This window comes from Kitasatospora sp. NPDC056184, assembly GCF_042268405.1.
Lineage (GTDB): Bacteria > Actinomycetota > Actinomycetes > Streptomycetales > Streptomycetaceae > Kitasatospora.
The window spans coordinates 386,456-397,197 of the sequence record NZ_JBHJUI010000001.1; the positions used below are offsets into that span (position 1 = coordinate 386,456).

Below are 10,742 nucleotides of genomic sequence, written 5' to 3' on the forward strand. Positions count from 1 at the left end.
GTCAGGCCGACGGCCCGGGCGGCGTCACCGAGGAGGACACCTTCGTCGACGGCGAGCCCGACGGAGCCCCGGACGGCGACGCCTCCAGCTCGTCCGGGTCCGTCGGAGCGGCCGGCAGGTCATAGACGTTCGCCGGCGAGACGACCTCCGTGATCGCCTTCGCGAACAGCGTCGACGGCGCCGAACCCCGGTACTCCACATCCGTGTTCAGCAGCACCACCAGCGAGGCCTGCGCCGACGGCAGGTACACCACCACCGCCTGGTAGCCCGGCAGCGAACCGTTGTGCCCGATCCACCCGTGGTTGTCGAACACCCCCAGCCCGTACCAGGTCCCCGGCACCGTCGACGGCTGCGGTTCCAGCCGCTGCGCCTGCGTCTGCGGCTTCAGCAGCGACCCGGTGGCCAGCGCCTTCGCCCACTTCTTCATGTCCGCCTGGTCCGAGATCGCCGCCCCCGCCGCCCAGCCCCAGGACGGGTTCCAGTCCGTGGCGTCCTGGATCGTGCCGTCCGCCGTCTGCTCGGTGTAGCCGCGCGCGTGCGGCTGGGGGAACGCGTTGTCCGTCGGGAACACCGTGCGGCCCAGGTCCGCCGGCTCGAAGACCTCCTTCTGCAGGAACTCCCCGAGCGGCCGCCCGTCCACCTTCTCGATCACCAGGCCCAGCAGCACGGTGTTGGTGTTGGAGTACTCGAACTCCGCGCCCGGAGCGAAGCCCACCGGGTGCCGGAACGCGTACGCGAGCAACTGGTCCGGCGTGAACGACCGCTGGGGGTTGGCCTGGAAGTCGTGCACGAAGTCCTCGTCCCGGGTGTACGAGAACAGGCCGCTGCGCATGTTCGCCAACTGCCGCAGGGTGATCTGCCCGCCGTTCGGCACGCCCGTCACGTACTTGTCGATCGGGTCGTCCAGCCCCACCTTGCCCTGGTCCACCAGGCGCAGCACACCCGTGACCGTGAACGTCTTCGTCTCGCTGCCGATCCGCATGTTGAGCCCGGTCACCATCGCCGTGCCCGGCACCCGCTCGGACACCCCGAAGGCCTTCAGGTAGTCGCCCTGCGGCGTCGACAGGTTGACGATCACCCCCGGCACCGACGCCTCCGTCAGCACCCGCCCGATCGCCGCGTCCAGCCGCGACGTCACCTCCGAGGTCAGCGGCAGCGTGGTGCCGCTCGCGGCGGTGCCCGGGGGAGAGGCCGTCGTCGGGCTCGCCGGAACCGGTGTGGGGCTCGGTGTGGCGGTCGGCGTGGGGCTCGGCGTGGCGGTCGGGCTCACCGCCGCCGGTACGGCCGTCACCGGCCCGGCCGCCGGCTGCTCCGCCGGCGAGCCGCCCGAACACCCGGCGGCGGCCAGCAGCCCGGCCAGGACCAGCACCAGCACCGGCGGAGCCGGCCGGGCCGCGGGCCGCCGCCGGGCAGTGGTGGCTCGGGCCGTCACACGGTTCGTCATCTTCGGGGCGCCTCTCTGGGCCGGACGGGTCCGGAGCAGCGCTCCACGGGCCCGCAAAGGGGAAGCGATCGCCACCGTATGCGCGCCCGCCGCGCCCCGCGCGCCCACCGGCCGCCCGCTGGACCGAACGGACCCACCCGTCAGCCGCCCGCCCCAACCCCGCTCGCGCCACCGCCGTTACCCGCTCCCTACCCGCGCCCGGATAGGGTGCGCACCGCCGGGACCGGACCGGACGGAGGGGACCACCGAGGTGCTGCACTGCGAAGCCGTCGGCAAACGCTACGGACGCGGGCCCTGGATCCTGCGCGACGTCGACCTGAGCCTCGCCCCCGGCGACGTGCTCGCCGTCCTCGGCGCCAACGGCTCGGGCAAGTCCACCCTGCTGCGGATCCTGGCGGGCCTCACCCGCCCCACCACCGGCCGCCTGACCGGCCCCGCCGCCACCGCCCGCCGGGCAGTCGTCGGCTACGTCCCCGACCGGTTCACCGCCCACGAACGCCTCACCGCCACCGCCTACCTCACCCACCTCGGCCGCATCCGGGGCCTGCCCACCGCCGCCGCCCGCCGCCGGGCCGGGCAGCTCCTCGACCGGCTCGCCCTGGTCGGCGGCCCCGACGCCGCGCTGAGCACCCTCTCCAAGGGCAACGCCCAGAAGGTCGCGCTCGCCCAGGCCCTGCTCGTGCCGCCCGACCTGCTGGTGCTCGACGAACCCTGGTCCGGCCTCGACGCCTCCGCGCACACCGTCCTCGCCGAACTGATCGCCGAGACGGCCGCCGCGGGCGGGACGGTGGTCTTCACCGACCACCGCGAAGCCGTCGCCGAGGCCCACGCCACCGCCGTCCGCGAGATCGCCGACGGCCGGGTGACCGCGCGCGCACACCCCGACCCGAGCGCCTCCGCACCGCCCGCCGAACTCGTCCTCACCGGACCCGCGCCGGACGCCCCCGACTGGCGGCGGCTGCCCGGCGTCCTCGCCCTCACCCGCCGCGGCCCCGAACTCCACCTGCGGGTCGACCAGGCGCACGCCGACGCCGTCCTGCTCACCGCGCTGCGCCACCGGTGGTCCGTCCGCGCCGTCACCCGCCCCGCGGCGCTGCCCGCACCCGCACCCGCCTCCGCCGCCGACACCGCCCGGAGGACCGCCGGCCGATGACCGCCCTCGTCCGCTACCAGCTCACCACGCTCCTGCTCTCCCAGCGCTACCTCGCCCCGCTGCTCCTGTTCACCGCCCTCGTCGCCGTCCTCACCAGCGACGACACCGGCCCGCTCACCGCCGCCCACGGCGCCGCCGCGGCCGCGATGCTGCTCGCCGCCACCTGGCTCACCATGGTGCTCACCGGCCTGGAGGACCGGTCGCACCGCGCGCTGCTCACCGCCGCCGCCGGCGGGCGGCCGAGGCTGCTCACCGGAACCGTCCTCACCGCCCTCCTCGGCTGCCTGCCTCTCACCGCTCTCGGTCTGGCCCTGCCGCTGCTGGTCGGCTCCCACACCCCCACCGCCGCGGACCTGCTGCTCGGCACCGAGGCCCAGCTCACCTGCGCCCTCACCGGGACCGCCGTCGGCCTGCTCGCCTCGCGGCCGCTGGTCCGCCACCGCGGGCACGGCCTGCTGCTCGCCCTCGCCCTCCTCCTCGCCCTCACCGTGAGCAAGGGCCTGCCCCCGGTCAACCTCCTGCTCACCCGGCTCTCCGCCCACCACCGCTCGGCGGATCTGCTGGCCTCCACCGCGCTGCTGCTGGCGCTCGCCGCCGCCCTCCTCATCGCCGCGGCCGCCCTCGCGCACACCGTCGCCGCCCGCCGCGACTGACCGCCACGGCATGGGGCGTACGGCCGTCCGGGCAGCGCCCGGGCGCCCCGAACGCGCCCCCGGACGCTGCGCCGTCGGAGTGCCCACCGGCACGCCGCGACCGCCCCCGACCCCAGCTCGGGCACGATCGTTTAGCCGAGCTGTCGCGGCCCTTAAGAATTCCTCGATGGACCGCACCCCCTCCCACCAGGCAGATTTCTGCCTGCCCGGAATGCGGACGCCGGAACCGGCCCCGCCGGGCCCTGGCCCGCCAGGACCCGTCGGCCCTCCCGGGCCGCCGCCCACCGGGCCCCGTCGGCCTGCCCACACCAGGCCGCCCCCACCGTGCGTCAGGAGCCACCGCCGTGAAGGCACTCGTCAAGCAGAACGCCGAGCCCGGACTCTGGCTGATGGACGTCCCCACCCCGGTGATCGGCCCCGGCGAGGTCCTCATCAAGGTGCTCCGCACCGGCATCTGCGGCACGGACCTGCACATCCGCAAGTGGGACGGCTGGGCGCAGCAGACGATCAGGACCCCGCTCGTCCTCGGCCACGAGTTCGTCGGCGAGGTCGCCGAGATCGGCGCCGGGGTCGCGGACATCGCGGTCGGCGACCTGGTCAGCGGCGAGGGCCACCTGGTCTGCGGCAAGTGCCGCAACTGCCTGGCCGGCCGCCGCCACCTGTGCCGCAACACGGTCGGCCTCGGCGTCAACCGCGACGGCGCCTTCGCCGAGTACGTCGCCCTGCCCGCCTCCAACGTCTGGGTCCACCGCGTGCCCGTCGACCTCGATGTCGCCGCGATCTTCGACCCCTTCGGCAACGCCGTGCACACCGCGCTGTCCTTCCCGCTGGTCGGCGAGGACGTGCTGGTCACCGGCGCCGGGCCGATCGGCATCATGGCCGCGGCCGTCGCCAAGCACGCCGGCGCCCGCCACGTGATGATCACCGACGTCTCGCCCTACCGCCTCGACCTCGCCCGCAAGGTCGGCGTCTCGCTGGCCCTCGACGTCTCCGAGCACACCATCGAGGAGGGCCAGCAGAAGCTCGGCCTGCGCGAGGGTTTCGACGTCGGCCTGGAGATGTCCGGCCGCCCCGAGGCGCTCCAGTCGATGATCGCCAACATGACCCACGGCGGCAAGATCGCCATGCTCGGCCTGCCCGCCGAGCAGTTCCCGATCGACTGGGCCTCCGTCGTCACCTCCATGCTCACCATCAAGGGCATCTACGGCCGCGAGATGTTCGAGACCTGGTACGCGATGTCCGTCCTGCTGGAGGGCGGCCTCGACCTCAGCCCTGTGATCACCGGCCGGTACCCCGCCGCCGACTTCGAGGCCGCCTTCGACGAGGCGGCGAGCGGCCGCTGCGGCAAGGTCATCCTCGACTGGACCGCCTGATCCCCCCGCGCCACCACCCTCGCCACCCCCGTTGCCACCCCGCTTAGGAGCAGCTGTGTTCGACACCGTGCGCGACGACGTCGCCGCCACCCTCGACGAGATCCGCGAGGCCGGCCTCTTCAAGCCGGAGCGGGTCATCGGCAGCCCGCAGAGCGCCGCCGTCACCGTCACCGCCGGCGGCACCCCCGGCGAGGTGCTCAACTTCTGCGCCAACAACTACCTGGGCCTCGCCGACCACCCCGACGTGATCTCCGCGGCCAAGGACGCCCTCGACCGCTGGGGCTACGGCATGGCGTCCGTCCGCTTCATCTGCGGCACCCAGGACGTGCACAAGGAGCTGGAGGACCGCCTCTCCGCGTTCCTCGGCCAGGAGGACACCATCCTCTACTCCTCCTGCTTCGACGCCAACGGCGGTGTCTTCGAGACCCTGCTCGACGAGCGCGACGCCGTCATCTCCGACGCCCTCAACCACGCGAGCATCATCGACGGCATCCGCCTGTGCAAGGCCCGCCGCCACCGCTACGCCAACCGCGACCTCGCCGACCTGGAGCAGCAGCTCAAGGAGAGCCAGGACGCCCGCCGCCGCCTGATCGTCACCGACGGCGTCTTCTCCATGGACGGCTACGTCGCCCCGCTGCGCGAGATCTGCGACCTCGCCGACCGCTACAACGCCATGGTGATGGTCGACGACTCGCACGCCGTCGGCTTCGTCGGCGCGCACGGGCGCGGCACCCCCGAGCTGCACGGTGTGCTGGACCGCGTCGACATCATCACCGGCACGCTGGGCAAGGCGCTCGGCGGCGCCTCCGGCGGCTACGTCGCCGCGCGCCGCGAGATCGTCGCGCTGCTGCGCCAGCGGTCGCGTCCGTACCTGTTCTCGAACTCGCTGGCGCCGGTGATCGCCGCCGCCTCGCTGAAGGTGCTGGACCTGGTCGAGCAGTCGAACGAGCTGCGCGAGCGGCTGGCGGCCAACACGGCGCTGTTCCGCTCGAAGATGACCGAGGCGGGCTTCGAGATCCTGCCGGGCGACCACCCGATCGCCCCGGTGATGATCGGCGACGCCGCCAAGGCCGGCCGCCTCGCCGAGCTGCTGCTGGAGCGCGGCGTCTACGTGATCGGCTTCTCGTACCCGGTCGTGCCGCACGGCCAGGCCCGGATCCGCGTGCAGCTCTCCGCCGCGCACACCACCGAGGACGTCGAGCGCGCGGTGGCCGCCTTCGTCGACGCGCGCGCCGCGCTGGGCGAGTAACCGCCCTCCCCGAACGCCCGTGGCGCGTCCGCTCGGAACCGGACGCGCCACGGGCTCACCAGCCGCCGTGCGGCGGAGGCCGGCCCGGCCCGCCTCCACCGCACGGCACCCAGAACCACCTGCCCCACCCTCCCGTTCGCGGTTTCCGGGGGTGCCGCTGCCGCCCTCGGGTTCGCTGCTCCGCCGAGCACCGCGCAGAGTCCGGGAGCGCCCGGACGGGGCGGCGGGGGAGTGCCATCCGCTCGCCGTCGTCCGGGGTGCGGGTGGGCGGGCGGGCGCCGAGAGCCGGCGGGAAGGGGGAGGGGCCGGCGGGGCGGGAGGAGCGGGAAGTCGGACCGGCCGACTTCCCACTCCGGCCGCCTCTCCTTCACCGGTTCGTCACCCCCGCCCCGGCGGCCCCGCGGACGCTGGCAGAATTGGCCTGTGATCGACGCGAGACGGCTGCGGACCCTGCGAGCGGTGGCGGACCACCGGACGGTGACCGCCGCGGCGGCCGCGCTCTACCTGACCCCCTCCGCCGTCTCGCAGCAGCTCGCCGCGCTGGAACAGGAGACCGGCCACCACCTGCTGGCCCGCGAGGGCCGGGGCGTGCGGCTCACCGCCGCCGGCGAGATCCTGCTCGGCCACGCCGACGCCGTGCTCGCCCAGCTCGAACGCGCCGAGGCCGACCTTGCCGCCTACAGCGAGGGCGTCGCGGGCGAGGTCACCGTCGCCTCCTTCGCCACCGGCATCTCCCTCGTCCTCGCCCCGGCCATCGGCACCCTGGCCGCCCGCGCCCCCGGCGTCCGGCTCAAGGTGCTCGACGCGGAGGGCGACGCCAGCCTGCCGATGGTGCTCGACGGGCGCGCCGACCTCGCGGTGGCGGTCGAGTACCGGGGCGCCCCGCGCGCCGACGACGCCCGCCTCACCCGCGTCCCGCTCTACGCGGAACCGTTCGAGGCGGTGCTGCCGCTCGCCCACCCGCTGGCCGCGGGCGAGGGCCCGATCGCGGTGGCCGACCTCGCCGGCGAGCCGTGGATCGGCCCCTACCCGGGCAACCCCTGCCACGACGTGGTGCTGCTGGCCTGCGAGCACGCCGGGTTCCAGCCGCGCCTGGTGCACTCCTCCGACGACTTCCGCGCCGTCGTCGCCCTGGCCTCCGCCGGCGCGGGCGTGGCGCTGGTGCCGCGCTCGGCGCTGCTCGGCGTGGACCTGGCGCGGGTCGCCGTCCGCCCCGTCGACAGCGCCCTCGCCACCCGCCGCGTGTTCGCCGCCGTCCGGGCCGGCGCCGACGGCCACCCGCTGATCCGCCCGGTGCTGGACGCGCTCGCGGATGCCGCCCCCGAGGCCGACCGGCGCTGACCGGAGGGGCGGCCGGCGGTCAGTCGGCGAAGAGCGACTCGTAGGGCGTGCCCTCCGGGGTGAAGACCAGGACGAACGCGGAGGCGTCGGCGCCCAGGGCGACCTCGCGCAGCCGGGCCAGCACCTCGGCCTCGGTCGGGAGCACCAGCCCGAGCGCCGCGGCCGCCCGGTCCCGCCGGTCCGCCAGATCGGGCAGGTCCGCCAGGTACACGGCGGACGCCGCGGCGCTCTCGGCCGCGGAGAACCCCGGGCAGTCCCGCCACCAGGGCGCGACCAGCAGCAGCCGCAGCAGCTCCGGCAGCCCGATCGCGACCAGGCCCGCCCGGCCCTCGGAGTCGGCGTACAGGATCGGACGTTCCTCGCCCCCGTCGCCGCAGAAGAAGTAGCTGCCCCCGGCGCCCTCCGCGGCGAAGCCCTCCAGCTCCGCCCCCGACGCGAGGTGGACCTCCTCGACGTGGTCGGTGTGGTCGAGGTCGAAGTCGCCCGGCCAGGAGAGGAAGTCGGCGGCCTCGGCATTATCGGTGATGGCGGTGATCAGTGATGGCATGCCCCGCACCCTAGCCACCGGGACCGACACCGCGGTGCCGGTGCGAAGGTGGCATTCTCCGGGCACGTCCGCCCTCTTGCCGGTGCCCGGTGCGGGCGTCAGCATGAGGGCACCGCAGTGCTGTGCCGCCGGAGGGGGGATCCTGTCGATGGGTGGTGGGGATCCGGTGTGTCCGGCGTGCGGAACGCCCCGCCTGCCGGGGCGGTCGCCGCTGCCGGCGGCGGCCGCGCTGCCGCTGGCCGGGGCGCTGACCCCGCGCGAGCGCGCCGTGCTGCACCTGTTGGGCCTCGGATACGACAACCGGTCGATAGCCTGCGAACTGCATATCAGCGAACGCACGGTCAAACGGTTCGTCACCGCCATTCTGGCGAAACTGGGACTCAGGTCAAGACTGCAGGCCGGACTGCTCGCGCTGATTCTCAGCGCCTCCGTCGCCGCGCCGCAGGCCGCGGGCGACTCCTGGCCCAAAGGTCTCATGGACGGGCCCCCGGGCGGCGGTGATGATGATCTGGCATCCGAGAAGGAGGGGAACATGACATTCGACGCCCTCGCCGCCCTCCGGCAGGCGGGCAACCCGGTCGACCTGCTGACCCTGGAGCAGCGGGACGTGCTGTCCCGGCTCACCGAGGACGAGGTGGCCGTCCTGAATTCCGTCAAACAGCGGCTGGACGCCGTTTCGGACGCCGAGGTGGAAGGGCATTCCTTCGTCATCAAGTTGGCGTGAGATGGCGGTGGGATTCGGGATTCTCGGGCCGCTCCGTGTGCTGGGGAACGGCCGGGCGCTCGATGCGGGATCGCGGAAACAGCAGATTCTCCTGGCGGCCCTGCTGTCCCACGCGAATACCCGGCTGTCGGCCGACGCCCTCGTCGAGGCGCTGTGGGACGACGCGCCGCCGCGCACCGCCCGCAAGAACCTCCAGGTGTACGTCTCGGGACTGCGCCGGCTGGTCGCCGCCGAGCAGGGCGGCACGGCGGAGCGGGGGAGCGCCCCGGAGCCGGCGGTGCCGGTCGTACGGATCAGCCACCAGTCGGGCGGCTACGTCCTGCACGCCGCCGAGGACGGCCTGGACGCGCTCCGCTTCGAGCAGCGCGCCCGGGCCGGGGCGCTCGCGGAGGCGCTGGGGCTCTGGCGCGGCCAGGCCCTGGACGGGTTCCGGGACGTTCCGCTGATCGACGCGGCCGCGCAGCGCCTGGACCGCCGCTTCCTCGGGGTGTTCGAGGACTGGCTGGACGCCGAACTCGCCGCCGGGCGCGGGGCGGCGGTGATCGAGCGGGCCACCGAGACCGCCCAGCGCCACCCGCTGCGCGAGCGGCTGCGGATGCTGCAGATGACCGCGCTGTGCCAGGCCGGGCGGCGCTCCGAGGCGCTCGCCGTCTACGACGAGGTGCGCCAGCTGCTCGCCCAGGAACTCGGCCTGCCGCCCAGCCCGGCGCTGGCCCGCTGCTACCGCGCCCTGCTCCGCGATCCGGGGCCGGGCCCGGTCCCGCCGCGGGCGGCCGCCCTCACCGCCCCCGCCGCCCTTGCCTCCCCGGCGGTCCGCGAGGGCCCCCGGGACCCGTGCCCGCCGCCGCACCTGCTGCCCACCGACCCGCCCGCGTTCACCGGCCGCGCGGCCGCCGCGCGCCGCCTGGCCGAGGTGCTCACCGGCGGCGCCGGCCGCCTCGCCGTGCTCACCGGGCCGCTCGGCGCCGGCAAGACGGCGCTCGCCGTGCACGCCGCGCACCGCCTGGGCGGGCAGTTCCCGGACGGCCGGCTGTTCGTGCGGCTGCGCGGCGACGACGGCCGGCTGCGTCCGCTGGAGGACGTGCTGCGCCAGCTGCTGGCCGCCACCGCCCCCGCCGGACGCGGTGGCGCGCCGCCCGCCGCCGGCCGCTCCGACCCGCGCTGGGCCTGGCAGTTGTGGCTGACCGGACGCCGCGCCCTGGTGGTCGTCGACGACGCCCGCCGCGAGTCGGAGGTCCGCCCGCTGCTGCCGGAGGCCGGGGAGAGCGCCGTCGTGGTCACCGCCCGGCCCCGGCTGACCGGCCTGGAGGGCGCCCACCGGTTCGCGCTGCCGCCCTTCGCGGTGGACGAGGCGCTGGAGTTCCTCGGGCGGACGATCGGCGCGGACCGGGTCGCGGCGGACCGCGACTCCGCCGCCCGGATCGTGCGCGCCGCCGGGCTGCTGCCGCTCGGGGTGCGGCTGGTCGCCGACCGGCTGGCCTTCCTGCGGCACGTGCCGCTGAGCGAGTACGGCGCCCGGCTGACCGGCGGGCGCGCCCTGCTCGACGAGCTGTGCGGGGGCGACCCGCTGGTGCGGGTGCGGCTGGCCGGGTCGGTGGGGGAGCTGCCGGAGGCGGGGCACCGGGCGGTGCTGCGGCTCGGGCTGCTCGCCCGGCCGGTGTTCACGCCCGAGGAGGCCGCGGCCGTGCTGGACTGCGACCCGGGCACGGCGGCGCGGACCCTGGAGGACCTCCTGGAGGCCAGCCTGCTCACCCTCGCCGGCACCGACGGCCCGGCGGACGCCGTGCGCTTCGCGATGCCCGAACTGCTGTACGCGTACGCCCGGGAGCGAGCCGCCCGGGCCGCCGACCGGGTACCGGTGCGCCACCGCTGAACGGCAGGTGACCAACCGTCATACCGAAATCGAACCGCCGGCCAAGCGCCGCCATACCGGGGCTCCCTACGGTGGCCCCGGGCCGGCGTAGCGGACGCCGCACTCGTAGAGGGAGGACAGCATGCCCGAGTCCATCAACCCGGAGCCGACCGAGGCCGAGGACGAGGTCGACGTCGTCGCACACGGCATCGAGGAGGACGGCCTCGTCGAGGACGTCTGTGTCATCAACAACAGCTCGGCGCTCTGACACCGTCCGTCCGGACACCGCGTCCTGATGCCTGAGCGGGCCACCCGGCCCCGGCCCGAGCCGGCGGCGGCCGGGTGGCCCGCTCGCCTCCCGTCCGGCCCGACGCCGTCCTCGACGCGCCCCGCCCCGTCCGGCACG

General features: G+C 75.3%; 10 protein-coding genes. 8 read left to right on the forward strand and 2 right to left on the reverse strand.

Going from position 1 to position 10,742, the window contains the following annotated elements; genetic code table 11:
- Nucleotide 1: 1 nt before the first annotated feature.
- Entirely contained in the window at nucleotides 2-1,444 is a 1,443-nt protein-coding gene (locus tag ACFC0B_RS01185; protein WP_376080406.1) for a serine hydrolase domain-containing protein, read from the reverse strand.
- A gap of 253 nt (nucleotides 1,445-1,697) precedes the next feature.
- Here ACFC0B_RS01185 and ACFC0B_RS01190 point away from each other — a divergent pair, with 253 nt between their 5' ends.
- The 5 genes from ACFC0B_RS01190 (at nucleotide 1,698) to ACFC0B_RS01210 (ending at nucleotide 7,213) form a co-directional block, all read left to right on the forward strand.
- Complete coding sequence (locus tag ACFC0B_RS01190) at nucleotides 1,698-2,597, forward strand: ATP-binding cassette domain-containing protein (protein ID WP_376082336.1); 900 nt, start codon at nucleotides 1,698-1,700, stop codon at nucleotides 2,595-2,597.
- On the forward strand, nucleotides 2,594-3,250 hold the full coding sequence (locus ACFC0B_RS01195) for a hypothetical protein (RefSeq protein ID WP_376080408.1): 657 nt from the start codon (nucleotides 2,594-2,596) through the stop codon (nucleotides 3,248-3,250). Before ACFC0B_RS01190 ends, ACFC0B_RS01195 begins: the two co-directional genes overlap by 4 nt.
- 344 nt (nucleotides 3,251-3,594) lie before the next feature.
- Entirely contained in the window at nucleotides 3,595-4,623 is a 1,029-nt protein-coding gene (gene tdh, locus ACFC0B_RS01200) for an L-threonine 3-dehydrogenase (protein ID WP_376080411.1), read from the forward strand.
- A gap of 55 nt (nucleotides 4,624-4,678) precedes the next feature.
- A complete protein-coding gene (locus tag ACFC0B_RS01205) occupies nucleotides 4,679-5,872 on the forward strand; it encodes a glycine C-acetyltransferase (RefSeq protein WP_376080412.1) in 1,194 nt (397 codons plus the stop codon).
- Between the two features lie 423 nt (nucleotides 5,873-6,295).
- Nucleotides 6,296-7,213, forward strand: a complete 918-nt coding sequence (locus tag ACFC0B_RS01210; protein WP_376080414.1) for a LysR family transcriptional regulator — start codon at nucleotides 6,296-6,298, stop codon at nucleotides 7,211-7,213.
- Nucleotides 7,214-7,232: 19 nt separating this feature from the next.
- Here the strand turns inward: ACFC0B_RS01210 and ACFC0B_RS01215 are convergent, their stop codons facing one another.
- Entirely contained in the window at nucleotides 7,233-7,760 is a 528-nt protein-coding gene (locus ACFC0B_RS01215; RefSeq protein ID WP_376080417.1) for a hypothetical protein, read from the reverse strand.
- Nucleotides 7,761-7,908: 148 nt separating this feature from the next.
- On the opposite strand from ACFC0B_RS01215, the gene ACFC0B_RS01220 reads away from it, so the two are divergent.
- From ACFC0B_RS01220 to ACFC0B_RS01230, 3 genes are all read left to right on the forward strand, one after another.
- Nucleotides 7,909-8,484 carry a helix-turn-helix transcriptional regulator gene (locus tag ACFC0B_RS01220; protein WP_376080419.1) on the forward strand — a complete coding sequence of 192 codons (576 nt, stop codon included), beginning with the start codon at nucleotides 7,909-7,911 and terminating at the stop codon, nucleotides 8,482-8,484.
- Nucleotide 8,485: 1 nt separating this feature from the next.
- Entirely contained in the window at nucleotides 8,486-10,357 is a 1,872-nt protein-coding gene (locus tag ACFC0B_RS01225) for a BTAD domain-containing putative transcriptional regulator (RefSeq protein WP_376080422.1), read from the forward strand.
- A gap of 121 nt (nucleotides 10,358-10,478) precedes the next feature.
- A complete protein-coding gene (locus ACFC0B_RS01230) occupies nucleotides 10,479-10,604 on the forward strand; it encodes a hypothetical protein (RefSeq protein WP_376080424.1) in 126 nt (41 codons plus the stop codon).
- Nucleotides 10,605-10,742: the final 138 nt, after the last annotated feature.

Coding starts and splice junctions, on each gene's coding strand:
- ACFC0B_RS01220 (WP_376080419.1), top strand. CDS start 7,909: ATGGGTGGTGGGGATCCGGTGTGTCCGGCGTGCGGAACGCCCCGCCTG.
- ACFC0B_RS01215 (WP_376080417.1), bottom strand. CDS start 7,760: ATGCCATCACTGATCACCGCCATCACCGATAATGCCGAGGCCGCCGAC.
- ACFC0B_RS01195 (WP_376080408.1), top strand. CDS start 2,594: ATGACCGCCCTCGTCCGCTACCAGCTCACCACGCTCCTGCTCTCCCAG.
- ACFC0B_RS01225 (WP_376080422.1), top strand. CDS start 8,486: ATGGCGGTGGGATTCGGGATTCTCGGGCCGCTCCGTGTGCTGGGGAAC.
- ACFC0B_RS01185 (WP_376080406.1), bottom strand. CDS start 1,444: ATGACGAACCGTGTGACGGCCCGAGCCACCACTGCCCGGCGGCGGCCC.
- ACFC0B_RS01230 (WP_376080424.1), top strand. CDS start 10,479: ATGCCCGAGTCCATCAACCCGGAGCCGACCGAGGCCGAGGACGAGGTC.